Below are 25,403 nucleotides of genomic sequence, written 5' to 3'. Positions count from 1 at the left end.
GCTTTTTTATTTTCATTCTGACAATGAGTCATTTGAATTGAAAGGCCGCTTGGTAACAAGCGGCAAATTACTTAATTAAATAGCCGTGATTTGGCCTTGATGATATTTCATCCATGAGAGCTGTCGGAAAATGGTACAGTTTTCCTGAACGGACAGCATCCCGGAAGCGCCATTGAGATGGAAATCGCTTTGAAGTTGAACCTGGCTGAATTGATTTGCTAATGACCAGGCATCAATGCCCATAGCGTAAAGGCGCATCAAAGAGTAATCATTTGCAAATTTACTTGCTGCTTGCTGCATCAGCGGCAGGTTAGTTCCGGCGATTAAGGGAATGTCGCTGAATTGCATTCCTTCCATCTCCAGACGGAAATCGGGACCGACGCCAGCCTGATTACTACGGGAACTTGCGTAAAGAGCAGGCTTATCGCGGGAACTGATCGCCATATCGATCATTGTCTTAATCAGCGTCAGTTCATCCAGAGTAGAAACAATATAAACTGCATCCACTGATCCACCGGTAGAGGCAGGAACAACATCGGTGTTTATCTGAGGGATTTCCAGATCACCAATGGCGATAGATGCAGGTTGATTGCTTGTGACATTGACGGCTGTTCCGGTTAGACGGATACCCGTACCTCTATTAATTAATTGTTTCAGTTCGGCGGAAGAGCCAAAGGTTTGTTGCAGAACAGTATGCCCCCCTTGTTTTTGCCATTCCTGTGCAAAGGCGTTGGCAATACGGTCGCCAAAAGTCCCTCTGGGGACTAAAATCAGAGGATTATGTTTCTGCTGTTGCCAAATGTGTTCCGCGGCATTTTTCGCTTCATCTTCTGGCGATAAAGAAAAATAGCAGATATTGGGCTGTGGTTGAGCATTATCTAACTCGTTGAGTACTAGCATATTTAATGAAGTATTTATCTGAACGAGTTTAACCACATCGGGTTTGAGTAACGGTCCGACAACTAAATTCACGCCGTCCTGCTTAGCCTGAATTAATAAATTTTCCAATGGCTGGCTGGCGGTGTCATAGATTTTGACCTGTTGTGTATTAATCGGCGCATTGGCTATGACAGGGGTTGTCTGAATAGTTGGTGTTGCTGATTCCACGGGCGCCGCTTCACTGGGGGAGATATCGGCAGAAACCACGTCATTTGACGCACTATCGCTGTCTGCTATAGATAAATTTTCCGGGTTTTCTGTTGGCAGTGATGGACTTGGTAAACCAGCCTGAGCATCAAGAAAACCTTGGCGAATGGCTTCACCGAATACTTTTGCTTGACCACTTAACGGCAGGAACAGAGCAAGATGGATATTTGTATCTTGCTGTTGGATAGCTGCCGGTTGTAACTGAGTTGGGAGTGACAGTGCGGCAGGGTTTTGTGGATAACGAATTTTCCAGTCATGGATAGCCGCCTGTAGTTTGTCAGAGTCCTGTTTGTTATCCTGATAGGCACTGAGTAAGTCCAGCCAGCCTTGCAGAACATTTTCATCAGCGTTGATGACTAACCCACGGCGCTCTTGTGGTGAAAGACGGGTCAGCATTTGCCAGGTATCATCAATATTTTTTTGATGAGCCGCACTCTCTTTCAGAAGTGGTTCCTGAGCAATATAAGCACGGATAACATCAAGAGAAGGTTCGCCATGAGCGGCATCAATGATGGATTGATAACGGGCGATTTCTGTACTGATTTTGTCCTGAATTTGCAAAGGTTGTTGTACCTGTTGGTCAGGCGCGGTACATCCTGCGATGATCATAACTGCCAGCATAGCTGAACAGACTAAACCAGTTTTGATACGCACAAAAATTGAGGAAAGCATACTGTATCCAGCGATGTTTTTTTCAAAGATGCTCAATTTTAAATCGGCCATTCGGATGAAACAATGAATCAACCTAATCGAGCAGTGGTTACGACATCCACGCTATATGTTGTGCCAACCCCCATTGGAAACCTAGGTGATATCACTCAGCGTGCGCTTGAAGTTCTTGAGCATGTCGATCTGATTGCTGCCGAAGATACGCGACATACTGGCTTGTTGCTTCAACATTTTGCCATTAATGCGCGCATGTTCGCACTTCATGATCATAATGAACAGCAGAAAGCAGATCAATTAATTACAAAGCTCGAACAAGGGCAAAGTATTGCATTAGTCTCTGATGCAGGAACGCCTCTGATTAATGATCCTGGTTATCATGTGGTTCGCCGTTGTCGTGAAGCCGGTATTCATGTTGTCCCACTTCCGGGGCCTTGTGCGGCGATAACCGCCTTGTCTGCTGCGGGTCTGCCATCAGATCGTTTCTGTTACGAAGGGTTTCTGCCCGCAAAACGCAAAAGTCGGAGTGATACGTTGCGGGCTTTGGAAAAGGAGTCGCGCACATTAATTTTTTATGAATCTACTCATCGTCTGATCGATAGTTTGGAAGATATGGTTGAAGTGTGGGGAGCTGAACGTTACGTCGTTCTGGCGCGAGAATTGACAAAAACTTGGGAATCTATTCAGGGGATGCCAGTAGGTGAACTTTTGGCGTGGGTTAAGGAAGATGAAACCCGTCGCCGTGGTGAAATGGTATTGATCGTTGAAGGCTATAAAAAACCGGATGACGATGTTTTGCCTTCAGAGGCATTAAGAACACTGGCGCTTCTTCAACAAGAATTGCCGTTGAAAAAAGCGGCTGCATTGGCGGCAGAGATTCATGGCGTGAAGAAAAATGCGCTTTATCGTCATGGGTTGGGACAGAGTGAAGAATAATGGTAATTGCTGATAAACAGGGCAGATAATCAGTAAACGCCTATACATCGTCAGGCAAACCCCTTATAATCCGGCGCGGAGTTGACTAGACAGTCGCTGCTTTACCATTAATCCTTTGGACGATGGGTAGAGGAGAGGAAAGTCCGGGCTCCACAGGGCAGGGTGCCAGATAACGTCTGGGGGGTGAAAGCCCACGACCAGTGCAACAGAGAGCAAACCGCCGATGGCCTGCTTAATGTAGGATCAGGTAAGGGTGAAAGGGTGCGGTAAGAGCGCACCGCACGGTTGGTAACAGTCCGTGGCACGGTAAACTCCACCCGGAGCAAGGCCAAATAGGGGTTCATTAGGTACGGCCCGTATCGAACCCGGGTAGGCTGCTTGAGCCAGTGCGTAAGTGCTGGCCTAGATGAATGGCTGTCCACGACAGAACCCGGCTTATCGGTCAACTTCAAAAATTTAGCCCCATTAGATTAATCTGATGGGGCTTTCACTTTTCTAAGCAGCCAGATCAATTAACAGCCCCTGAAATTCAGTATCTGCTTTTAAAACCAGACGATTTTCTTCATGAATAAAAGCGCCATCTCCGCATTTAATCAAAATATTGTCCTTGGAATTGCCTCTTATTTTTATATTTCCGTTTAAGGATTGCAGATAGGCATTTTTTCCCTTCAATTGCAGATGATGAGATTGATTTTTAGTCAGGGAAATATGATTTACCCACACTTGCTGACGTAATTGCATACTGCCATCTTCTGCGGTTGGAGAAGCTAGCATAGCCAATGGTTGTTCTGGTAGCTCCATTCGTTGCAATGGTAAGCTTTCCTGCTGAGGAAAGGCATTCAGCCAAAGCTGTAAGCGCGTCAGTGGTTTGTTAGTACTGGCATTATGTTCACTGTAGCTGATGCCTTGACGGGTAGAAAATAGTAAACATTCTCCCTTACGCGCTCTGATGTAGTTGCCTTCGCTGTCACGGTATTCTGCTTCACCTTGTAGAATAATATTCAATATATCCACATGTGGATAGGATTTAGGTTGGAAAGCGGCTTTGGGGGCGATGACTTCTTGATTGAGTACACGTAGTGCGCCATAACCTAAAAACTTTGGGTCAAAATAGTGACCAAATGAAAATGTATAACGAGCCTGTAGCCAACCATAGTCAGCTTTCCCACACTGTTTTGCTGTTCTATTTATAATCATGATGGCGGTTACCTTGAAAAAAACACACACTAAGAATAGTAATTATCTGGACGGCGAAATGTTAGCCAGTTAATCTGGTCACCATATTCAAATTTCCTGATTGAGAAAAATATGAGCAAAGAACGAGCGCTTACACTGGAATCTCTCCGGGTCATGGATGCGATTGACCGGCGGGGAAGTTTTGCTGCGGCTGCTGATGAGCTTGGCCGTGTTCCTTCTGCACTTAGCTATACGATGCAAAAATTAGAAGAAGAACTGGATGTAGTACTGTTTGATCGTTCAGGTCACAGAACTAAATTCACCAATGTTGGTCGTATGTTGCTTGAGCGTGGACGCCAATTGCTTGAAGCGGCGGATAAATTAACCGCTGATGCAGAAGCATTAGCGAGAGGTTGGGAAACTCACCTGATAATTGTTTGTGAAGCGTTGGTTCCGGCTTCTTCATTATTCCCATTAGTGGGCAAGCTTGCTCAAAAATCGAATACTCAGCTCTCTTTATTGACTGAAGTTTTGGCCGGTGCATGGGAGAGGCTGGAAACGGGTCGGGCGGACATTGTTATTGCTCCAGATATGCATTTCCGCGCGTCGGCAGAAATTAATTCACGTCAGCTTTATAGCGTTACCAATGTTTATGTCGCTAGCCCTGATCATCCTATACATCAAGAGCCGGAACCTTTGTCCGATGTCACGAGGGTGAAGTATCGGGGTATTGCTGTGGCGGATACAGCTAGGGAGCGCCCGGTATTGACGGTTCAATTGTTAGATAAGCAACAGCGTTTGACAGTAAGTTCTTTGGAAGATAAACGCCGTGCTCTCTTAGCTGGGCTGGGCGTTGCTACCATGCCTTATCCTATGGTGGAACAAGATATTGCAGAGGGTCGTTTGCGGGTGATTAGCTCCGAATACAGCCATGACACAAATGTCATTATGGCATGGCGACGAGACAGTATGGGGGAAGCTAAATCTTGGTGTTTGCGGGAAATCCCTAAATTGTTTGTTAGTCGGTAAGTGGAAGCGATGTGAGCAATCAAGATTAGAAGGTAGGCTGAAAAAACATGATTTGATGATTGCTCAACCTGTGTCTTCCTGCGCCCTTAATCTGATTGCCGAAAGAGCTTGGGGGCTTTGCTACCAAGCTCTTTTTGAGCAGAGTTACCATCACTGGTAGGTGTAAATTTTGTGATCTCTATTCGCTGAGTATTGATGGTTCTATTCTTTGGGTACCAGACAGTGATAAAAACAGGGGGACTTTCGGATTTATTAATAACACCAGAACGGTTTTTCCCTAGGTCAGAATGGTTGCCCTGATGTTAATATATTCTTATAGGGTTGTTGGCTGTATCTCGTGACACTGGTAAGAAAAGTGAGTTTATCTTGCTCGGGATTTAATTTCTTTTGTCCCGGAGCATTCGTTAACTTTTCTTGATGGGGCTATTATAGTGCATCTTTTGTTTATCAATGGCAACAAATAGGCTAGGCCATAGTGCATTTTTCTTTGGCAAGAAAGATGCTACTATAGCAACCGCCTGACTTTTTGAAAAATTGTACTTATTAGCTTAATTCGTCTCCATCTATTATTTTTAGCCAAAATTATCTTTTACCATATGATATTGCTTGAGAAGATCATCGGTATTGTCATATATGACAGACCAGCTACTTAGGCTAATTGTTGTGTTATGTTTAGCGTTGTCTTTGCTCTTTTTTCTATAATCTTTTATTTGTAGTCTCCAACGTATTCCTAATACCCCAATTCCATTGCCTGTATCTTTTTCTTTATCGAAATTATCTATTAGTAAGAGGAGTTTTATTCTCCAGCCGGAATCATAATTTTGGATATTGTCATCATTAATTGAGCTTAGGAGATTTGTTAGCGCAGATTCCATATCTGTTTTGTCCAGAGGTTGTACTAGAGTCTCAGAAGATCCCTTGGCAATTTGGATAAAGGCACTTTTCACTGCATCTACGTTATCATATTTATCTGTTGATGCTGGTGGATCATCCTCATTTCCCGCAAATGTACTACAATTTTTCCCTAGCCATTTAAAATGTTCAGGTACACCAATATAAATTAGTTGCGTTTTGTATCCAAGGGCCTGGTCCTCTGGTGACCAGTTAGCTCTGGATGTATGTACGAATTTGTCAGCAATATATTCCCCAATTGCAAATGACTGTGTACTTCCTGTAATTAGTTGTCTTCTTACGTCCTCAATATATTCTGTGAGTAAACTTTCATCCGTAAGGTCACATGTTAATCCAATAGCAGTCAATTGTGCCTTTAAGTCATTTGCGGATAGTTGGTCTGGTGTGTCTTTTCTTAATTTCACATTTATTTTTTTACCATGAATAGTCATAAATTCTCCGTTATTATTTTATGTGAATTAAATGTTGATTTAACAATGCATTATAAGTACATTGATTAATGTTAGCTCTATTTTTCTGGCTTGGAATTTTATGGTCTATAAATTAATTCAATGCCTCTTAAATTACCAAGTCTTACGCAAACGTTAACTTCTAATGCATTGAGATAAGCATTATGACTCATATCATAGAGTCCATAAACACCGTTACCCTCTGTAATACCAGGGGTTAGATATGTATCATACCATTGCCCTTCTACTAATACATTCATGGCAGGTCCATTTCCATTTTGGTTGCTAGTAATATTTATACTGCTTATAGATGTATTAGTAATTAATTTACCGTCGCAAACATCCTTTAATTTTCCTGCTCCGGTAGCATAAAATGGCATTAAACAAATAATGGTATAAGCAATTGAGCTATATTTCATTTGTCTTCCCTATTCGTTTATTTTATGAAGAATTCTGTGAATTATCTGGCACAGGTATTTTGGTGAAATTAAAACACAATTATTTAAATTTAAATACTAACTATTAGCCTGCGTTACTATCAATATTTTTAATGTCAATGTTTTTAATGGCTTTCCTGTTGATTAAATGATTTTCTAATGTATATAGTTATGTGTCAAGTTGTTTTGTTCAAGATTTATAGGCGTTTTTAGTTTTATGCCGTAATTTAAAAAACAACTGATTGTTTTTTTAAAACCGGTTGTCTTAATATTATTTTTAGGGAAAAGTGGTTGTAATATAATAAGTGTAGCTATTGTTGAAATGGTTTTTAATTTAATGTGATAATGTTAAATTTTTATTATTTTATTGCCTGGAATATAATGAGCGATAATTATGTAAAGGAAATATATTAATCGTAAAATTAAATAATAAAAATGTGTGAATTTTAATTTAAATCGCTATATAAATAATCATTCGATGTTGTAATAGCAATAATTTATTATGAAATAATAAAGTAATTTAATTATAATAGGAGTGCAAAAATTATTTTTTAAATTTGATAATGTCTGATTTATGCTGAAATATATTATGACCTATTTGTGAATGTAATATTATTGATATGTGGTAATTTATTTCATTTTACGGGAGCAAGTTAAATAAATTTAAAGTAATTATATTGTGATTAAAAAGTTGAATTTGATTAAATAATCTTTAAATATATTTAAGTTAATTGTTGTTTATTTAAATTAGTATGGTGGGTGTTAATAGGATTTACACTGCAAATTCTATACTCTTTATGTTAAATTCTTAAGGGTGCTTTTAATATGTTGTCGAAAATAGAGTTAATTATTTCCTGCCGAGAAATGAGGTGGTTATTTATTTTGATAAAATAATTATTTTACCAGAATCACTATAATTCAATAAAAGTTTGGTCTATTGATTAAAGTAATCCGAAAGATCTTCCAGATCTCTCGAATTACTATTTATCTTTAGGCTCAATATTGGGTGATTGGCTGATAAAATCCTTGAGCAAGAGAGGGATTTTAATCGTTTCACTTTTTACCTGAGAATGGTTATCTCTCAGATTCAGAACAGCCACAGCAAGATATTACCAGTTTCTCTTTATCAAGTGGTCGATACTGAATTTACCTGGACCTGTGATAGCCAGTAACAGGTAACCTCCACCGATGGTCAGGTTCTTGAGAAACATAGTCTGGTTCATGCCTTCAGCGAAATTGCTGTGGAAGAGTATGGCAGTCAAGATACAGAAACCAAAGGTAAATAACGCAGTGGTACGAGTTAAGAAACCAAATAGAACGGCCAGACCACCACCCAATTCAAGTAAAATCGTCAGTGGTAATAGAAAACCAGGGACGCCCATAGCATGCATATATTGCTGAGTATCCGCGTAGGAATCACCTAATTTTCCATAACCTGCAACGATAAATAGGATTGGCATTAAAATACGGGCCAGTAGCAGGGCATTGTCTTCAAATTTTTTCATTAACAACTCCAGATATACAGGTAAATCACGATGGTTTGTTTGATGATTAACTTGTACCAACCCGAAATAGCACAATTTGTTAATCATTAACGGATGGAATGTATACTAAAGAGAGATGAGCTTAGTTGTAAGCAAGGATTATTAACAATTTTATACAAAGTTTTTGAATATAAGCAACCAGAGTGATCATCAACCAAAGATATTATGAAGAATTATTACCATTTTCATTTCAATAGTCGAATGATATAGCGCGACAAATGATAGAACTTCACAGGGTGACGGAGGCTATATAAAGAGATAGCGTGGATTGCGGGTCGCAGATAGGGTTTTAATGACAAAAGCTTCTGCCAGCTTTTGTCATAAGGTTCAGTGAGGTTCTTCCAGAGCTGTGTATTGTTGGAAAGTTCAAGTCGTTGTAGCTGGATATTTCTGAGTAACTGCTGTTTTCTCAGCTTTTTTTCCTGACGTTGTTTACTCATTACTGTAATCTTCCAGCATTTCTCGGTCGATCTTGAGTTGCTCGCGAGTAGCGCTAAGTAATGTTGAACTTTTCGCTTTCCTAATGGTCCATATAAGGCCAATAAGCGCCAGAACGAGTAGTGTGCCAGTGGTACTTGCTAATACGGTAAAACGCCAGTTGGGATCGATAGCCCAAAAAATCATAACAAGTAGACACATGAGGCCGAAAGCGGTGAGTAGTAATGTCAGGCTGGCTATGACTATCAGCTGTATCAAAGTGGCTTTTTCTTTTTCCAACTCTACAACGATGAGTTGTAAACGAGTTTCTACTATCTCGACAACAACAGTGGCAATACGTTGGAGAATATCAAGGACCCCTTTACCGGGGCCTTGAGATTTGGATGAGTTACTCATATTAGCGTTTAGCTAATAATACACCTAATATGGCACCAACCGCAGTACCTATACCGATGCTTGTCCACGGTTTATCATGAACGTAGAGATCGGCACGGCCCGCCATATCTTTTGTTTTCTTAACAACCATATCGCTGGCATTACCGAGTTTAAAACGAGTATCTTTGATGACTTCCTCTACTTTGTTGCGAAGTTCTTCTAACTCAACTTTGGATTTATCACCAGAGCTTTTGATCACTTCTTCCAGTGTTTCTGCAAGTGATTTTAGTTCAATGCGTAGATCTTCAGTATTTTTCATCTGTGACATGTAGATTACTCCTCATTTAAGGTATGTATATTTGACTTAGTTAGTCGCTTTTCCTGATGCCGGAAAAGACTATCCTTAAATATAGCTTATATTTGGAAAGGTGAATAAAAAACATTAGAGTTATTTCACTATTCTGCTGCAAACAATACTTCTATCTACAGCAGGGAGGGATATTAGGTTTTATTAGAATTAATTACTTTTTTTGAGGGGATTGGCAGGTTTTTTTACGCCACACAACTAACAAACTGCCGCTAAAACCAATAATGAGTAAAGCAAGTGGCAGTAATATCAGGAAATTCATTACCAAGTCTTCATACTGACGGAAAATGGGGGTCTTACCAAGTGCATAACCCAAAGAGGTGAGGATAATGACCCACAGGAAGCCACTGAGCCAGTTAAAAAACTGGAAACGGCTGTTTTGTAGACCTGTTAGTCCTGCAAGTGTTGGTAGCAGGGTTCTGACAAATGCGAGGAAACGGCCGAGAAGTAAAGCTGACAGGCCGTGGCGGTGAAAAAGACTGTAAGCTCTTTGGTGGTAATAGGCGGGAAGGTGAGAGAGCCAGCCTTGTACTATTTTGGTATTTCCTAGCCATTTCCCTTGGAGATAACCGACCCAACAACCTAAGCTTGCTCCGGCGGTTAATATTACAATCGTCAGAGGGAAACTCATTGCACCTTTGGCAATTAATACGCCAACCAGTATAAGCAGGCTGTCTCCTGGCAAGAATGCAGCGGGAAGGAGGCCATTTTCAAGGAAGAGGATCAAGAATAGCATGATATAAATGGCCCATAATAGGGATGGATTGGCCAGAGTTTCATAATCCTGGTGCCAAAGTGCATATATAAGTTCTTTTACTATTTCCATCAGGTGTTCCTAAAATGCCTTTGTTCGTTCATCCTGAAAGCATGAGGCTAAACTGATTAAATTACGTCCTGTTTTACGTTATTTGGCTGGTTTTAATGCCTTTTTACTCCGTTGAAAAAGGCAAATGACGCAGCCTGTGCCACTGTAACAAAATCAGGGGTGACTAAACAGAAAATTTTGGTGATCAATTGAACGTTCATTAAAATGGGATAGGAAATGGTTTATGAGGTTGGATGAATTGCGTTTGTTCCTACTGTTTTTGCTGTTATTTTTTTATTTTTTCAGTGGTAGATTGATTCTTGTATCGATTTGATTTATTTTTCACCACAGCAAAGGGGAGTAACTTCCTTGCCGGTTTATCGTCATTACGATGCAACAGCATCCGGTAGCCGGGCAACCCTGAACTTATACCTGATGGTGCATTTTCTGTGTTGTAAGTGAGACCTTGCCAGAAGGCGAGGGTTGCTTGCAATACATCCATCTCCACGATGTGGGGAAGAAATATAGCAGCGGCTGGCGTCTTCTGAGACTTCAGCCGTTTTTGTTTGTGAGAGAAAGAAAATGAACTCTGTGGGTAGCCCTCTTTTATGGGGAAGTTTTGCTGTCTTAATTACGATTATGTTACTGCTGGATCTATCCTTACAGGGGCGTAAGAAAGAGCAGGCAATGTCATTTCGTCAAGCTGCTGTCTGGAGTGTGATCTGGATAAGTTTATCGCTCTTATTTGCATTAGGATTATGGTGGTATTGCAAAGAAACCGCAGGGGAAGCTGTTGCCAACAGTCAGACGATGGCTTTCCTGACAGGGTATTTACTTGAGAAAGCACTTGCTGTTGATAATGTGTTTGTTTGGCTGATGTTATTTAGTTATTTTGCTATTCCGGCAAATTTGCAACGTCGGGTACTCATTTACGGTGTCTTAGGCGCAATTGTGCTGCGTACCGTGATGATCTTTGCAGGGAGCTGGCTGGTTTCTCAGTTCAGCTGGATACTCTATCTGTTCGGCATCTTTCTGCTGGTTACCGGCGTTAAGATGGCGTTGGCGAAAGAGGATGACTCCCCGATAGGCGATAAACCCTTTGTCCGTTGGTTAAAAGCGCATATTCGCATCACTGATAATCTTCACGGAGAACGTTTCTTTGTGGAAGAAAAAGGTTTGTTATATGCGACTCCACTAATCCTGGTTCTGATTTTGGTTGAAATTAGTGACGTTATTTTTGCTGTAGACAGTATTCCTGCTATTTTTGCTGTGACGACAGATCCTTTTATTGTTTTAACCTCTAATCTTTTCGCTATTTTAGGATTACGTGCAATGTATTTTTTACTGGCGGGTGTGGCAGAGAAATTTACAATGCTGAAATATGGTTTATCAGTCATTCTGGTATTTATCGGTATTAAGATGCTAATAATGGATTTTTATCATATTCCTATGGGGGTTTCCTTGGGAACTGTAGCGAGTATTTTGATAATAACAATGATTATTAATGTTTGGGTAAATAAGTATAAAACTAAAGAGATCCAGTAATTAGATAACTATTTTTTAACAGATAACCATATCTTTCTTGAATGGGAAGATATGGTTTCTTTTTGTCTTAAATTGCTGCGAAATGATTAAACATAAAAATAAATAATTGTGTTTTGTAAATGTGTAAATTGCCGTTTTGATCACACAAATGTGAATGTATTGTTAATAAGTGCTGGCGAGGTTGTATATTTTAACTATCGCAGCTTTTCACTACTCTTGGTTTCCCTATACTGAGGAAACAAACACAAAAATATAGGCTTAACAGAACTGTTAATAAAATGGATTAGCTATGGAAAAACAAAAACGTGGCTTCGTGTATTACCTTGTACAAGGGAGCCTGGTTAAACAAATTTTGGTAGGTTTAATTGCAGGGATACTGTTAGCGTGGTTGACGCCTTCGGTTGCCAAATCAGTCAGTTTGCTTGGGACGTTGTTTGTTGGCGCCTTGAAAGCGGTAGCCCCTGTATTGGTATGGATTCTGGTTATGTCTTCTATTGCTAACCATAAAGAAGGCCAGAAAACCAATATTCGTCCGATCCTTATCCTCTATGTCTTGGGTACTTTTTTTGCTGCTTTGGTTGCTGTGGCCGGTAGCTTTATGTTCCCGTTACAGCTGGTGCTAGCTGTCAATGATGCTCAGATGTCTCCGCCTGAAAACATTATGGAGGTGATTAAAGGGTTACTGGTTAATATTGTCGCTAATCCAGTAAACGCGTTACTGAACGGTAATTATATCGGTATTCTTGCTTGGGCTATTGGTCTTGGGATCGCACTGCGCCATGCAACGGATTCAACTAAATCTCTAATTCATGATATGTCTGAGGCGGTTACTCAGATTGTTCGGGTGGTCATTCGTCTTGCACCGATTGGTATTTTTGGTCTGGTGTCTTCAACCATTGCAGAAACGGGATTTGGTGCCTTACTGGGATATGTTCAATTGCTGGTTGTATTACTGGGTTGTATGTTGGTTATGGCGCTCATTGTAAATCCATTGATTGTTTACTGGAAAATTCGTCGTAATCCTTATCCGCTGGTATTTGCTTGCCTGCGTGAAAGCGGCGTAACTGCATTTTTTACTCGCAGTTCGGCTGCAAATATTCCGGTGAATATGGCGATGTGCCGCCGTATGAATCTGCATGAAGATACTTATTCAGTTTCTATCCCGTTGGGAGCTACCATCAATATGGAGGGCGCTGCGGTGACTATTACGGTATTGACTTTAGCCGCGGTCAATACGCTAGGTATATCGGTTGATTTGCCTACAGCATTTCTACTGAGTGTGGTTGCTGCAATTTGTGCCTGTGGTGCTTCTGGTGTGGCAGGAGGATCATTATTGTTGATCCCTTTAGCGTGTAGCATGTTTGGGATTTCCAATGAGATGGCTATGCAGGTTGTCGCAGTCGGTTTGATCATTGGTGTATTACAAGATTCCGCGGAAACGAGTCTGAACTCTTCTACCGATGTATTGTTCACTGCCGCTGTTTGTCAGGCTGAGGATGACCGTCTGTCATCGGATCAGCTAACTCAACGTAATTAATTGATTAAAGTATTTAGGTTTTGAAAAATTAGGTAAGAGCGAGTAAAATGTCCGCGCCAGGAATGGCGCGGCTTGAGGATTTACTTTGTTTTTACGACTTGTCTGTGACCGCTATTATTTATCATCAAATTTTAAGACCCAACCGAGTACCTTGATCGATAGCCCGTCGAGCATCCAATTCGGCAGCAACATCTGCCCCACCAATAAGATGCACAGTTTTTCCTGCTTGCTGTAACGGTTGATACAATTCTCTCAGTGGCTCTTGCCCTGCACAAATGATGATGTTATCTACGGCAAGACAGCTCTGTTCCCCATTGCAACTAATATGTAGCCCTTGATCATCTATTTTTAAATATTGCATGTTGTTTAGCATTTTTACGCCGCGCAGGTGTAGATTGGTTCTGTGTATCCAACCTGTTGTTTTACCTAGTCCTTCACCAACCTTTGTCGGCTTACGTTGCAATAAATAAATTTTCCGGGGAGAAGCTTCTGGTTTGGGGCCTTGAGGGGATAAGCCACCACGGTGAGTCAAATTATGGTCAATACCCCACTCTTCACTGAAAGCGGTACTATCAAGGCTAGAACTTTTTCCTGGTTGACTCAGATATTCTGCGGTATCAAAGCCGATGCCGCCTGCGCCAATGATAGCTACACGTTGACCGACATTTTTCTTATCCCTTAATACATCTAGGTAGCTCAGTACCTTTTCGTGATGGATACCCTCGATAGTGAGTTGGCGAGGCGCAATGCCGCTGGCGATAATCACCTCATCAAAATCGGAAAGCGCTTCTGTTGTTGCGGTCTGGTTCAACCGTACATCAACATGATGGATTGCTAACTGACGTTGAAAATAACGCAGTGTTTCATGAAATTCTTCTTTACCAGGGATCTGTTTGGCAATATTAAATTGTCCGCCAACCTGTCCGTCACGTTCAAACAGAGTGACATGATGGCCACGACTGGCAGCGGTCACGGCGAATGACAATCCGGCAGGTCCGGCGCCGACAACCGCCAATTTTTTAGGCATAGTAACAGGTTCGGCGGCCATTTCTGTTTCGTGGCAGGCGCGGGGATTAACTAAACAAGAGGCTATTTCACCGACAAAAATCTGATCCAGACAGGCCTGATTACAACCAATACAAGTGTTAATCTCATCGGCTCGTCCTTGCTGGGCTTTCATAACAAATTCAGCATCGGCCAGAAAAGGTCGCGCCATAGAAACCATATCGGCACAACCTTGTGCTAGCACTTGCTCTGCAATGTTGGGATCATTAATTCTGTTTGTTGTGATCAGCGGGATAGAAACTTTTCCCATTAGTTTTTGCGTTACCCAACTGAATCCAGCACGAGGAACCATAGTGGCAATTGTTGGAATCCGAGCCTCATGCCAGCCGATACCGGTATTGATAATAGATGCTCCCGCTTGCTCAATGGCAACAGCGAGTTGCTCGATTTCCTGCCAATTAGATCCCTCTTCTACTAAATCCAGCATTGAAAGCCGGTAGATTAGAATAAATTCTCGTCCAGTTGCTTGGCGGACAGCTTTAACAACCTCCACGGCAAAGCGCATTCGATTTTCAAAACTTCCGCCCCATTTATCTTTGCGGTGGTTGGTACGGGTAGTCAGGAACTGGTTAATCAGATAACCTTCAGAACCCATGATTTCTACGCCATCATAACCTGCTTGTTGTGCCAGTTGTGCGCAGTGAGCGAAATCGGCAATGGTTTGCTGGATGTCCTCTTCTGTCATTTCACGAGGCATGAATGGATTAATCGGTGCTTGAATAGCGGTGGGGGCGACAAGGTGTGGTTGATAGCTGTAACGGCCGGTATGTAAGATTTGCATGGCAATTTTTCCACCAGCCTGATGAACTGCATCTGTAATAACTTTATGGTGAATAAGGTCTTTTTCATCTACCAGAAATGCAGTGCCTTTTCCTATAACACCTTGTTTATTTGGTGAAATTCCTCCGGTGACAATCAATGCCACGCCTCCGGCTGCTCGTTCAGCGTAAAAGCGGGCAAGCCTCTGAGCGCGATCGGGATGTTCCTCTAGCCCAGTGTGCATTGATCCCATCAAAATGCGGTTTTTCAGTGTGGTGAACCCTAGGTCTAGAGGGGTCAACAGGTGAGGATAATGGCTCATTGCAATCTCCGTCGGGTGTTTGTCAATCATAACCAGATTATTATTGTGTCCTAAACCACGGGACAAAACTCCAGGTGGTCGGATGAGTAATGGTTCAAATTTAGATGGAATAAGGTTAATTGGGAAAAAAATGTTAAATGAATGTGATGAAGGTCATGAAATCAGGTTCTTTCATAAAGTTAGTGAAAAAAATCTGAATGTAAACGTTATTGATGTACTCCTTGTTGATTGATTCGTACAGGAAAGGTTAACCAGCCTACAATATAGGCCATAATCGATTTCAGTCGTTCACTTTCCCGGAGAGTCCGTAGCGTGGCTTTGTATTTTTACACGGCAAGAATATGACTAATTCAGCTAGGCGATTTGTTTACCCAATTTTAGTATTTTTTTCTGAATGATATGAGAGTCATCAGAGATGTTAAAAGTGCGGGTTTTGCTTTAATAGGGAATTGATTTTCCATATATTAACTTAATTCCGGTTTTGACTCCGGAATAGGGTGAACTCCTCTATTCTGACTTAATTTATAACTCGGTGGTTATTATGAAAAAACAGATGATTGAATGGGTAACTTTGGCGGGAAAAGGGGTGACTTTAGAACCTCTGACACACCAACGGCATGATGAGTTTTTACAGGCAATCGAAGAGGGTGAACTGCATAAATTGTGGTACACCAGTGTCCCTTCGCCAGCTGAGCTAGGTAACGAGATTGAACGCCATTTATTGCTACATGAAAAAGGTACTATGCTGCCTTTTGCTATTGTTGATCATCGAACAGGTAAAGCGGTTGGAATGACCACGTATATGAATATTGATTCTGGTGCCCGCCGGTTGGAAATCGGTTATACCTGGTATGCACGTTCTGTTCAGCGGACACATATTAATACGGAAGCAAAATATCTCTTATTGAAGTACGCTTTTGAAGAACTGGGATGTATCGCAGTGGAGTTTCGCACTCATTTTTTTAATCATCAGAGTCGGAAGGCGATAGAGCGACTGGGCGCAAAACTTGATGGGATTTTGCGTAGTCATGCTGTATCTAAAGATGGCAGTATCAGGGATACTTGTGTTTACAGTATTATCAGTTGTGAATGGCCTGCGGTTAAAATGCATCTTGAATGGCAGATGGTTAAACCGAGGTAAGAGTCATCGCAAAATTAGGCCGTCCTGTGAAAGGGAGCGGCCTGATATCTGATTTAATTTGAAAGTAGGGAATGCAGCATGCCATTGTCCAGTTCATCTAGTAATTGATAACGGCGACGATATTCCGCCCGCTTTTTACTGGCTATATCTTCAAGAGGTTTTCTTTCAATAGATAATGGCAGATGGAAATCTTTATTTTTTACCTTTGCTCCACCCAGTGATTCCCAGAAAGAATCGTAATCAGCGACTAATTTATCTTTCTTTTTATGCCAATAGCGTAGGCTTTTATAGATATGGGTATCGTTGCTGGCTGCCAGAATTTGCTGACATTTAAAGTGGGCAGCAAAGCGGCAAATAGATTCAATCAGTAAGCGTTTTGGAAATAATCCATAACAATCTTTTGTTGCATCGCGGATAATCTCAAGGGTTGCATCGCCTTTGGAGCCTTGCAGCCCACCGATGAACAGTGTTTTTTTACCGGCAATAGTGAGTAATGTGAAAGCACATCTCGCCAAAGTTTTATTATCTTCTGTTGCAATAAATAGAGTAAGCTCACCTTCTTTATTAAAACAGTCCATAGAATCTAAAAAAATAGTATAAGCTCCACTCTTACCATTGATAACCGCTAATGGATATGCATTGGAACGAAATATTTTATTAACAATAGACTGGTTCAAACCAGTAAATAATAGCTGGTAATGTTCATTTATTGCACGTAACGTCTGCCCTCTATTGAAGTTAATACTGAGATAAGGGCGATGCAGTTTAGAAGGTAAACAAGGTTGTTTCTTCAAAATATCCAGATAGAACGGTGTATTAACTATCTGGTTTAGTAGTTTTAACGTCGCTATTGGCATCAGAGCGCTGCGTAAAGCAAATTTAGTGCGATTCTGGGCCGAATACCAATGGGGGCTTGGGCTGATTTTTTTTCCGACTAAATCTGTGAACAGTCGAATTCCTGAGCTGGCAGGTTGATACATATATTCCATTTCTTTATCTAGTTCTAAAAAATACTGGTAGGGAAGAAGACATTGAGAAGGCTGAGTATACTCCTTTGGTATTAAACAAAACTTCAACGGATGTGTATTTATGTTTTTTTAAGATAAAAAATCAACAGTTGTTTAGTGAATGTTTAGTTTTCAGGGGGATTTTTTCTTTTTTGTTTATTATTCGTTTAGTTTTCAGTGATGTTTTTTTGTTGTAAAAGCACATCCAAAAAGATGAGAAAAACAGTTATAACTTTGGTGTGGTACCCGTGGTTATGATCTGTCACAAATTTAGTAGGTGAGTATTAATGGTAAATAATGAATATATTCTTTTTTGAATCCGTTTAATTAAAATATTAATAATTATTATATTAATTTGTTTTTTTTTCGTTAATATCAAAACGGAATGGATGAGATATTTTTATTTTATGATGTGTGTCATATTTTCATGATGAATTTCTTATTCTTATAAAGTTAATTTGGCACTTGCAGAATATGGATTATGTTTTATTGTTAATTAAAGTTTTTGATTCTATGTTATTCAATACACACAAAGGCTATTAATAATGGATGAAATACTTGTTCTTGTTGATAAATATGACAATCCCATTGGTTCGGCGGGAAAAACTGATATTCACCAGAAGGATATGTTGCATCGGGCCTTTTCTATCTTTATTTTTGATAATAAAGGAAATTTACTCCTACAGAAGCGAGCAGCAACCAAATATCATTCAGCCGGACTTTGGACTAATAGCTGTTGTGGTCACCCTAGGGTTGGTGAAGTTCTGGGAGCCGCTGCGCACCGGCGTCTTGGAGAAGAGATGGGTTTTGACTGTCCATTGAAAAAGGTTTCGTCATTTATTTATCACGCGATACTACCTAATGATTTGATTGAATATGAATATGATCATGTTTTTATCGGGCGCTTTGATAAAGAACCAATAATTAATCCTGATGAGGTGTCCGATTACAAATGGGTTAATCCATTGAAATTGAGGGAGTTAATTAATAATGCTCCTGATGTGTATACGGTGTGGTTCAAAAAAATCATTGATGGCCTTTCGTATCAAAATATTGAGGAGTGGCAAAGACTGATCTGATAGTAATGTAATTTATCGGTAATCACGGCATTAAATTAATTAGATATGAATATTTAATTAAAATTTACTAATACGCCGCAAATCCTGACAAATAAGGTTGCGACACCCCTTTAAAACCATTTAATAAGGAAAACCTCATGAGTAGCTTTAATAATGTGTTTTACACGGATGTTGAGTCTGCTCCGCCTTATCACATCATTCGGGGGGAAAACACCAACGACTACGAAAACAAAGTGGTACAGGCTTATTGCGAAGATCCTGAACGCTGGCGTAAAGCGATTGGTGATACGCTGTTATTCCAGTCTGGTGTTTACGATGATCCTGCCTCAAGGCCACCTATTTCGTTGGGTGAAGCAGGTATTCGTTATTTTGATCGTCAACTGCTGTTAGCTGGTTTAGAGGCAAGGATCGAGAGGCCAGCGGTTCGGCGAATACTGGATATCGGTTGTGGGTGGGGTTATATCCTGAAATATTTGGCTGAATATTTTCCTGAATGCGCGTGCTTGGACGGAGTGAATATCAGCGATCAACAGTTGAGGTATTGTGCTAAGTTTCATGCAGAACATGGATTGGCTGAGCGTATTAATCTGTATCTGTGTAATGCACAGGATATTGATTTGTTGCCTGACCCACAGGAACTTTATGACTTGGTGATTATCCGTGGTGTTATTTCGCATTTTCCTAACTCATTATATGAGAAAGCCATGAATGCGCTGTTCAAACGTGTGCGGGTTGGTGGTCGGGTAATTATTTCTGACAACCTCTATAATGTGGAACTGGATAGCTATAAATCGGATATTCCTGACATCATCGATCGCCTTGCCTGTTGTAATCGTAAAACACCTGCCTATTTCAGACAAGTGCTGGAGAAAAGTGGTTTCCTTATCAAGGATATGAGGGTGTTGCCGTCCAATATTGATACAGCGCATTGGTTTCTGGATATCAAGGCTAACATCGAACGGAACTTTCCTGAAGGTGTGAGTGGTACTTTGGAGGAGCTGCGTGTGATGGCTGAAAATTTTTCGATCGCGCTGGTGAAAAACTATGTGTCGGTTTATAGCGTTATCGCACAAAAACCATAGCAAGTAGCTTTGTTTTCTTAGTTGAAGAGTGGGGCTGCTAAAACCTTTGTTGCTGTTTTGTTGTCACTGACTGTTAGAAATAAAATCTATGGTCCCTTTTTTACGGAGTAGCTTGATTAGATCGCGCCAGCATTGATGGCGCGATAGAAATCTCCAACTGAAAAATTTCCAATAAATTTCGGTTTTTGGGCCTTATACACCTGTGGTTTGGGTAGGAAGTCAGTGAATCAGTGTCATGATCTTGATGTTAGAGATGCTGGATGTGGTTAAGGAATTGGCTGAACTGACAGCCGCGCATACGTACCATAATACAGGCATGCCGGAGAACGCCAGTGCGATAAAGAACACGGCTTGTAAATCGGATGAGCTGAAACAGAAGTATTCTCCTGTGATTGGGTAAATATCATTCCATTTATGTGAGGTTTTTTTACTCTGCACCCTAGGTTGATATTTTATGCTGTAGGCATTAGACTAGTTATGTCAGTTAAGGAATATCGCGCTAGGACTGAGGCTACCAATCTCGGTAATAGCACAAAAGATGCCCGCGCCCTGTATGGGTAAAAACAAAAAAGCCAACCTCACCAGTTGGTTTTTTTGTTTTTACCAACTCACCATTTTAATTGATTGAATCATCTGAAAATAAACCTATAATCAACGGCTGTTAGTTTTGGGTAGCGTTCTGGCCTGTGTATCTCTGACGCAAGTTTTCGTAAGTCCTGGCTGAAGAACAGGTGGTGCTGCTTCAGTGCCTCGGTCAGAGTGCGATATTCCTTAACTGACTTGATGGAAGTCAGCCGGACAGGCAGCGTAAAGGCAATGGCTGGTTAAATCGTGCTCCTAACTGGAGCAAACGGGTGAAAGCATTTATTGACACTGCTATCATCGTTCTCAAAGCGTTAATCGCGCTTTTAGAGCTGATCCGTGCATTTCTGAAATAGATAACGGAAACGTAGCTAAGGCCATCGGGGTAACCTCCCGGTGGCCTTTAACATTTACCGCCTTTGATCAAGCAAGCCACTCTTGTTTAAGTCGCCCAATATACTGATCTAACAGCTTAAATTTGGTAATCCCTACTGGACTTGAACCAGTGCTCAAGCAAGGCGAACAACTGCGGCGGCAGCAGCGGTCGGAAGTCTCGCAGAGGGTAACTCAGGAAGGGAATTGGATTCGTCAGACTGACCAGACCATTAATGAATCGTCCATGCACCGTGAAGTCAGGACAGACACGGAAACACGTACTGTAGTCGCACGGGAAACCACGATACAGGCCACGGATAAAACCACGGTTTTGGGCACGTCTATGCTATTGGCAGGCGCTGTCCAGCAAATTGCAGACGGTGACTATAGTATGGCGACCTCATCAAATTTCGTTGCCAGTGTAGGGAAAGAGGCCAATGTTGAAGTCGGACAAAAGCTGATAGAGAAAATTGGCCTGCTTAAGCAGAGCATCGCCGGTGCCAGGCAAGAAATCATCGGCCCGTGGTTTGGGTGGGCAGCCAGCAAATCAATGTTATGCAATTGATGTTAGAGACGCTGGATGTGGTTAAGGAACTGGCAGAACTGGCTGCCGCGCATACGCATCACAACACAGGCACGCCAGAGAACGCCAGTGCGATAAAGAACACGGCCTATAAATCGGATGGGCTGAAACAGAAATATTCGCCTGTGATTGGCTAGATTGATTGGCCTCTCTTCGGTAAGGTTTATTTTTACCTTTTCTATATGGTAAACAAAAATGTTGATATGGTAAGCATAAATGTTTACTGTGTTTGTATGTTCAACAGAATGGAGGAGTGGTGAAGCAAAGCGAGTTTAGACGGTGGCTGGAAGCTCAAGGCGTCGAAGTTTCAAATGGGACAAACCATCTGAAACTGAGATATCAGGGGAAACGAAGCATTATGCCGAGACACCCTAGCTAAGAGATCAAAGAGCCGCTGAGGAAAGCAATCATTAAGCAATTAGGATTGTGATAAAAACCCGCCTCGCAAGGGGCGGGTTTTCGCACAGGTTCACCATTAAAAATATGCGATATCCAGTCACACTAGAGCCAGTAGAAGAGGGCGGTTATTTCGTCTCGTTCCCGGATATCCCCGAAGCTTTAACCCAGGGGGATACACGGGAAGAGGCGCTAGAGATGGCACTCGATGCGCTAATAACCGCCTTTGAATTTTACTTCGAAGATAATGAAAAGATCCCGCTTCCTGGCCCCGTAGGGCAGGATTATGTTGATGTGCCCTTAAGTGTGGCCTCTAAGGTGCTTATGCTCAATGCGTTTCTTGATTCCAAATTAACGCAAATTGAATTAGCCAACCGTATGGGGGTGAAAAAGCAGGAAGTGACCCGTATCTTTGATTTACGGCACTCAACTAAAATTGATACGGTGGGTAAGGTCGCATCGGCTATCGGACATCAGTTAACTTTGTCCATTGAATGAAAATCACCATTAATTAACAGGCTGCGTTAATACGTGGCCTTTTTTATATCCTGATAAACTGCAACCAGATGCACACAGCACTGTTATCAATCAAACCAATACGTACCAGGTTAATAATGCGCGTACTAGGTTAATAATGCGGTATCAATCAGCGCTACGGGTTCGTGTTCTGATGGTCTGAAACACATAATTGATTCATTATCTCGCCCGCAAAATATGCGGGCTGTTTTACATCTTCATAGAGCTATGAATACAATTCTGATATTAAAAGAATGGGCAATAAGTGTAATAAAAAACTGATAATTCAGCGTGTTATATTAGCTTAGTGATTTAAAAGTTGTCGTTACTTTTTCGGATATAGAAATAACTTATGTGATATCAGAATTGTTTGGTAAATCATTTCGGATGATTCGTTTGATAGGTTGCTTATTTTCGTCAAAATACCGACTGGGCCATATCTCAGCAGGTGTAACACCAATTTCCTGAGCAATCAGTAATTCCCCTTTAGGCCAGGGGCGCGTTAAAGCATTTGCTAATGTTGAAGAACTTAAACCGTGCTCTCTGGATAATGATGCCAGCGTTTTATTCTTCTTGCGTATCGCTGCGATAATATCGGCGGTATGCCAGTCTTTTTTCATATTCCTTGCTTACCTCTTTGATGGTGGCGGTTCAAACAGGGTTCGCAGTACCGGAGAGTAACCATTCCGGCGAGGCATAGCCTCCCCTGCCTGAACCGCCATAGAGGGGCGATAGCAGGCGCACTGGTAAAAACTTCTTACCAGCGTCCATGAACGCAAGGCTGCAAAACCTTGGTCACTGGATTTTGCCAATGACAACACTGCTTTAACCGATTGTATTATCTGACTCAAGAATCAAATAAATACCTTAGTGATGGTTTGTCTCGCTGCGCTTATGACGAAATAAATGAACTTATGGTGAAAACGGCACTACACCGCACCCGCCTGCACGCTTTGGATCAAAAAATTTTTTCAGTTTTAAAATCCTACGAAGCATATAGCCAGACTGCGCCAGCATTGGCAGTGCGAGAGAAGCCGTAAACTGAAATGATTGAAAAGATTTTCAGAAAATTTCAGTTTTTGGATCAAAAGCGGATCACGGAGAAAATCCCAATATAATGATATTAAAGGAAAAATTATATTTTACGTAAAAAATAAAATCACGAAGGAAAGCCGTGCTTTATCATAGAAATCAGATAGAGCGCGGCTTTACAGGATATACAGAACTGAAATTATTTTCTCCTTTTGCATTACGACAAGGAGAAAGTGAAAGTATTAAAGTGTGCTTAATTCATTAATGAGCGCAGGATTACGTTCAAGCATCTTAAGTAGTTTCAGTGATGAACCAGAAGGAATGCGGCGGTGCTGTTCCCAGCTTTGAATTAGAGATGCAGAAACGCCAACAGCTTCGGCAAATTCACTTTGTTTTAAGCCAAAGGTTTCACGTAAGTTTTTTACATCAGGCAGGCGATGGTAATGGATATTTTCATCGGAAACAGAAAGTTCGCCTTTTTCAATTGCTACCATCTGATTCATGCTTTCAACCAGATCGTTAAAAAGTTTTTTGTCCATAGTCTCTCCGTTGTATGAACATTGCCGCGTATCTGCGCGGTGTCGATTACTGTAATTTGCTACTGATGGCTTTAAGTACCTCTTTTTCTTTTGGAGTTAAGTCATCTTTTTTATTTTTAGGGTAAATCAAAAGGAGGTAGAGCCTTCCAGTTTTGGTTATGGCATAGTAGATAATTCTTACTCTGCCACGTTTTCTTACTCTTTCTCGCTGCCAGCGAATCTTTTTACATCCTCCAGTAGCGCTGATGGTACTACCCTGTTCGTGATTCTTTAGTAAGTGCTCCTGTAATAGCCTAAATTCATCATCGGTTGACAGTTCTGCTCGTTCCCTACTAAATACGGGAGTTTCGATAAAAACCAGATATTCCATAAGAAACATCCTTGCCTATTATGGAAATATGGTATTCGTACATGGTACGATATTCAAGATCAAATCGTACTGGAGACTAGATCTTAATGCATATGGAAAATTGTAGTTGACCTCCTGATAGCAATTCATTATCGTTTGTCGCATGAGGACTCAAAACCTCAAGTAAGCGGTCAAAACCAACCCCGTTAGTGTTGGGTTTTTTATGCCTAATTTTTAATGGTAGCTATTCGGCTATCATCTCTCTGATTCAATGTCGGGAGGGCGACTAATACAACACCCGCAAGGGGAATAAGTCCGCGGTTTCTTACTGCCGTTTTGAGCCTCCCGACACCATATTCTTAAATGTAAACCCAATTCTCAAAGAAAAGTAAGGAGTCAGTAATGGCTAGTCTATCCGTAACTCCATTCATTTTTGAAAATCAGCAAGTACGTACATTGATTAAAAATGGCAATCTTTGGTTTGTTGCACAAGATGTATGTGATGCCTTGAAAATCACAAACAGCCGCGAAGCTATCGCAAAACTTGATGATGATGAAAAGGATGTAGCTTTAAGTGACACCCTTGGTGGAAAGCAAAAAGTAAACATTATCAATGAATCAGGAATGTATTTTCTGATAATCCGCTGTCGTGATGCCGTAAAGAAAGGAACTTTACCCCACCGTTTTCGTAAATGGGTTACTAGTGAAGTTTTACCTTCGATTAGAAAGACCGGTAGCTATATAGGCAGGAAGAAGAGTATTTCACTAAGTCAGTTCATTATTTGCCCTTGTTGTCAGAAACCCGCCAATGTTCTAAGTGCAGAAAAACTGCATAGACACAGAATTGAGGTCTTAGTAACTTGCAATTCTATTCGGTGTCCAGAACAGGCTTTTAAAATTGAGCTATGTTTCTCACATTATCTTCAAGAGGAAGCAGGGATAAGAGTAGGAAAAGTGATGATGTTAAGAGGTTGATAAATAGCCTAACTCCTGCTCAGAAATTGAAGCTGGCTAGTGTGTTTTCATCCAGGCAATGGCTTTATGAAAAAATCTCTGTCGCCATTTTGTCGCCACTGACTACCAGAAACAAAAAAGCCACTCGTTTTAGAGTGGCCTAATGTACTGATTTATCAGCTAAAATCTGGTGGCCCCTACTGGACTTGAACCAGTGACCAAGCGATTATGAGTGTATAGAACTACGTTTTAAAACAAAC

The 25,403-nt window shown here is 41.1% G+C and carries 29 protein-coding genes, 1 other RNA gene and 1 pseudogene; 15 read left to right on the top strand and 16 right to left on the bottom strand.

The genetic code is table 11. The features are described 5' to 3' along the window. Positions 1-75: 75 nt before the first annotated feature. Positions 76-1,818 carry a penicillin-binding protein activator gene (locus B0X70_RS20240; RefSeq protein WP_217470242.1) on the bottom strand — a complete coding sequence of 581 codons (1,743 nt, stop codon included), beginning with the start codon at positions 1,816-1,818 and terminating at the stop codon, positions 76-78. Positions 1,819-1,881: 63 nt separating this feature from the next. On the opposite strand from B0X70_RS20240, the gene rsmI reads away from it, so the two are divergent. Together rsmI and rnpB are read left to right on the top strand one after the other, a co-directional pair. After that, positions 1,882-2,748: a 16S rRNA (cytidine(1402)-2'-O)-methyltransferase gene (gene rsmI / locus B0X70_RS20235; protein ID WP_036808616.1), complete on the top strand. Its 867-nt coding sequence runs from the start codon at positions 1,882-1,884 to the stop codon at positions 2,746-2,748. A gap of 77 nt (positions 2,749-2,825) precedes the next feature. Beyond that, positions 2,826-3,202: RNase P RNA component class A (gene rnpB, locus B0X70_RS20230), an RNA gene on the top strand. Between the two features lie 41 nt (positions 3,203-3,243). On the opposite strand, the gene B0X70_RS20225 is transcribed toward rnpB, so the two are convergent. Continuing rightward, entirely contained in the window at positions 3,244-3,945 is a 702-nt protein-coding gene (locus B0X70_RS20225; protein ID WP_036780329.1) for a pirin family protein, read from the bottom strand. 111 nt (positions 3,946-4,056) lie between these two features. Here B0X70_RS20225 and B0X70_RS20220 point away from each other — a divergent pair, with 111 nt between their 5' ends. Next, the gene (locus B0X70_RS20220; protein ID WP_036808619.1) at positions 4,057-4,953 is read left to right on the top strand and encodes a LysR family transcriptional regulator; all 897 of its coding nucleotides are present in this window, start codon (positions 4,057-4,059) and stop codon (positions 4,951-4,953) included. A gap of 572 nt (positions 4,954-5,525) precedes the next feature. On the opposite strand, the gene B0X70_RS20215 is transcribed toward B0X70_RS20220, so the two are convergent. The 8 genes from B0X70_RS20215 to B0X70_RS20180 all read right to left on the bottom strand — a co-directional run bounded on the left by B0X70_RS20215 (position 5,526) and on the right by B0X70_RS20180 (position 10,773). Beyond that, the gene (locus tag B0X70_RS20215) at positions 5,526-6,296 is read right to left on the bottom strand and encodes a hypothetical protein (protein WP_036780334.1); all 771 of its coding nucleotides are present in this window, start codon (positions 6,294-6,296) and stop codon (positions 5,526-5,528) included. A 98-nt stretch (positions 6,297-6,394) separates the two neighbouring features. Then, on the bottom strand, positions 6,395-6,733 hold the full coding sequence (locus tag B0X70_RS20210) for a hypothetical protein (RefSeq protein ID WP_051560799.1): 339 nt from the start codon (positions 6,731-6,733) through the stop codon (positions 6,395-6,397). A gap of 1,127 nt (positions 6,734-7,860) precedes the next feature. Continuing rightward, entirely contained in the window at positions 7,861-8,256 is a 396-nt protein-coding gene (locus B0X70_RS20205) for a DoxX family protein (RefSeq protein ID WP_036780336.1), read from the bottom strand. Between the two features lie 224 nt (positions 8,257-8,480). Beyond that, on the bottom strand, positions 8,481-8,735 hold the full coding sequence (locus B0X70_RS20200) for a YqjK-like family protein (RefSeq protein ID WP_036780338.1): 255 nt from the start codon (positions 8,733-8,735) through the stop codon (positions 8,481-8,483). Next, positions 8,728-9,129 carry a phage holin family protein gene (locus B0X70_RS20195; protein WP_036808622.1) on the bottom strand — a complete coding sequence of 134 codons (402 nt, stop codon included), beginning with the start codon at positions 9,127-9,129 and terminating at the stop codon, positions 8,728-8,730. Before B0X70_RS20195 ends, B0X70_RS20200 begins: the two co-directional genes overlap by 8 nt. A gap of 1 nt (position 9,130) precedes the next feature. Next, the gene (locus tag B0X70_RS20190; protein WP_036780342.1) at positions 9,131-9,436 is read right to left on the bottom strand and encodes an ElaB/YgaM/YqjD family protein; all 306 of its coding nucleotides are present in this window, start codon (positions 9,434-9,436) and stop codon (positions 9,131-9,133) included. A 193-nt stretch (positions 9,437-9,629) separates the two neighbouring features. Continuing rightward, positions 9,630-10,301 carry a DedA family protein gene (locus B0X70_RS20185; protein ID WP_036780344.1) on the bottom strand — a complete coding sequence of 224 codons (672 nt, stop codon included), beginning with the start codon at positions 10,299-10,301 and terminating at the stop codon, positions 9,630-9,632. A gap of 265 nt (positions 10,302-10,566) precedes the next feature. Next, a complete protein-coding gene (locus B0X70_RS20180) occupies positions 10,567-10,773 on the bottom strand; it encodes a hypothetical protein (protein WP_046393870.1) in 207 nt (68 codons plus the stop codon). 89 nt (positions 10,774-10,862) lie between these two features. Between B0X70_RS20180 and B0X70_RS20175 the strand changes: the two genes are divergently transcribed. Both B0X70_RS20175 and sstT read left to right on the top strand, forming a co-directional pair. After that, positions 10,863-11,825: a TerC family protein gene (locus B0X70_RS20175; protein WP_105399312.1), complete on the top strand. Its 963-nt coding sequence runs from the start codon at positions 10,863-10,865 to the stop codon at positions 11,823-11,825. Positions 11,826-12,114: 289 nt separating this feature from the next. After that, complete coding sequence (gene sstT, locus B0X70_RS20170; protein WP_036808629.1) at positions 12,115-13,362, top strand: serine/threonine transporter SstT; 1,248 nt, start codon at positions 12,115-12,117, stop codon at positions 13,360-13,362. Positions 13,363-13,486: 124 nt separating this feature from the next. Here sstT and B0X70_RS20165 read toward each other — a convergent pair whose 3' ends face one another. Beyond that, positions 13,487-15,508, bottom strand: coding sequence for an oxidoreductase (locus B0X70_RS20165; RefSeq protein ID WP_217470241.1), 2,022 nt, complete (start codon positions 15,506-15,508; stop codon positions 13,487-13,489). Positions 15,509-15,590: 82 nt separating this feature from the next. Here B0X70_RS20165 and B0X70_RS20160 point away from each other — a divergent pair, with 82 nt between their 5' ends. Both B0X70_RS20160 and B0X70_RS20155 read left to right on the top strand, forming a co-directional pair. Then, a complete protein-coding gene (locus tag B0X70_RS20160; RefSeq protein ID WP_157297560.1) occupies positions 15,591-15,740 on the top strand; it encodes a hypothetical protein in 150 nt (49 codons plus the stop codon). Positions 15,741-16,049: 309 nt separating this feature from the next. After that, entirely contained in the window at positions 16,050-16,649 is a 600-nt protein-coding gene (locus B0X70_RS20155; protein WP_036808631.1) for a GNAT family N-acetyltransferase, read from the top strand. 53 nt (positions 16,650-16,702) lie between these two features. Here the strand turns inward: B0X70_RS20155 and B0X70_RS20150 are convergent, their stop codons facing one another. Beyond that, complete coding sequence (locus B0X70_RS20150; protein ID WP_036808636.1) at positions 16,703-17,638, bottom strand: VirK/YbjX family protein; 936 nt, start codon at positions 17,636-17,638, stop codon at positions 16,703-16,705. A gap of 563 nt (positions 17,639-18,201) precedes the next feature. Here B0X70_RS20150 and idi point away from each other — a divergent pair. The 7 genes and pseudogenes from idi (at position 18,202) to B0X70_RS20120 (ending at position 22,251) form a co-directional block, all read left to right on the top strand. Then, entirely contained in the window at positions 18,202-18,735 is a 534-nt protein-coding gene (idi, locus tag B0X70_RS20145) for an isopentenyl-diphosphate Delta-isomerase (protein WP_217470240.1), read from the top strand. A gap of 137 nt (positions 18,736-18,872) precedes the next feature. Next, positions 18,873-19,817: an SAM-dependent methyltransferase gene (locus B0X70_RS20140; protein WP_036808642.1), complete on the top strand. Its 945-nt coding sequence runs from the start codon at positions 18,873-18,875 to the stop codon at positions 19,815-19,817. Positions 19,818-20,052: 235 nt separating this feature from the next. Beyond that, positions 20,053-20,217: a hypothetical protein gene (locus B0X70_RS20135; RefSeq protein WP_162473447.1), complete on the top strand. Its 165-nt coding sequence runs from the start codon at positions 20,053-20,055 to the stop codon at positions 20,215-20,217. A 466-nt stretch (positions 20,218-20,683) separates the two neighbouring features. Next, on the top strand, positions 20,684-20,755 hold the full coding sequence (gene dinQ / locus B0X70_RS26015; RefSeq protein WP_369293964.1) for a damage-inducible type I toxin DinQ: 72 nt from the start codon (positions 20,684-20,686) through the stop codon (positions 20,753-20,755). 146 nt (positions 20,756-20,901) lie between these two features. After that, positions 20,902-21,494, top strand: a pseudogene (locus B0X70_RS20130) (hypothetical protein); the annotation flags it as partial. A gap of 119 nt (positions 21,495-21,613) precedes the next feature. After that, positions 21,614-21,736: an mRNA interferase gene (locus B0X70_RS20125; RefSeq protein ID WP_071647067.1), complete on the top strand. Its 123-nt coding sequence runs from the start codon at positions 21,614-21,616 to the stop codon at positions 21,734-21,736. 104 nt (positions 21,737-21,840) lie between these two features. Further along, positions 21,841-22,251, top strand: a complete 411-nt coding sequence (locus B0X70_RS20120; protein WP_036808644.1) for a type II toxin-antitoxin system HicB family antitoxin — start codon at positions 21,841-21,843, stop codon at positions 22,249-22,251. Between the two features lie 368 nt (positions 22,252-22,619). Here B0X70_RS20120 and B0X70_RS20115 read toward each other — a convergent pair whose 3' ends face one another. The 4 genes from B0X70_RS20115 to B0X70_RS20100 form a co-directional block, all read right to left on the bottom strand. Beyond that, complete coding sequence (locus B0X70_RS20115; RefSeq protein WP_065390442.1) at positions 22,620-22,889, bottom strand: helix-turn-helix domain-containing protein; 270 nt, start codon at positions 22,887-22,889, stop codon at positions 22,620-22,622. Between the two features lie 9 nt (positions 22,890-22,898). After that, the gene (locus B0X70_RS20110; protein WP_217470239.1) at positions 22,899-23,120 is read right to left on the bottom strand and encodes a hypothetical protein; all 222 of its coding nucleotides are present in this window, start codon (positions 23,118-23,120) and stop codon (positions 22,899-22,901) included. A gap of 423 nt (positions 23,121-23,543) precedes the next feature. Next, the gene (gene nadS / locus B0X70_RS20105) at positions 23,544-23,840 is read right to left on the bottom strand and encodes a NadS family protein (protein WP_113044380.1); all 297 of its coding nucleotides are present in this window, start codon (positions 23,838-23,840) and stop codon (positions 23,544-23,546) included. 46 nt (positions 23,841-23,886) lie between these two features. Next, positions 23,887-24,210, bottom strand: a complete 324-nt coding sequence (locus B0X70_RS20100; RefSeq protein ID WP_217470238.1) for a type II toxin-antitoxin system RelE/ParE family toxin — start codon at positions 24,208-24,210, stop codon at positions 23,887-23,889. A 381-nt stretch (positions 24,211-24,591) separates the two neighbouring features. Between B0X70_RS20100 and B0X70_RS26010 the strand changes: the two genes are divergently transcribed. Then, positions 24,592-25,164 carry a BRO-N domain-containing protein gene (locus tag B0X70_RS26010; protein WP_217470237.1) on the top strand — a complete coding sequence of 191 codons (573 nt, stop codon included), beginning with the start codon at positions 24,592-24,594 and terminating at the stop codon, positions 25,162-25,164. Positions 25,165-25,403: the final 239 nt, after the last annotated feature.

The sequence above is a fragment of the Photorhabdus akhurstii genome (assembly GCF_019090985.1).
Classification (GTDB): Bacteria; Pseudomonadota; Gammaproteobacteria; order Enterobacterales; family Enterobacteriaceae; genus Photorhabdus; species Photorhabdus akhurstii.
This window is presented reverse-complemented; position numbering and strand designations above follow the sequence as displayed.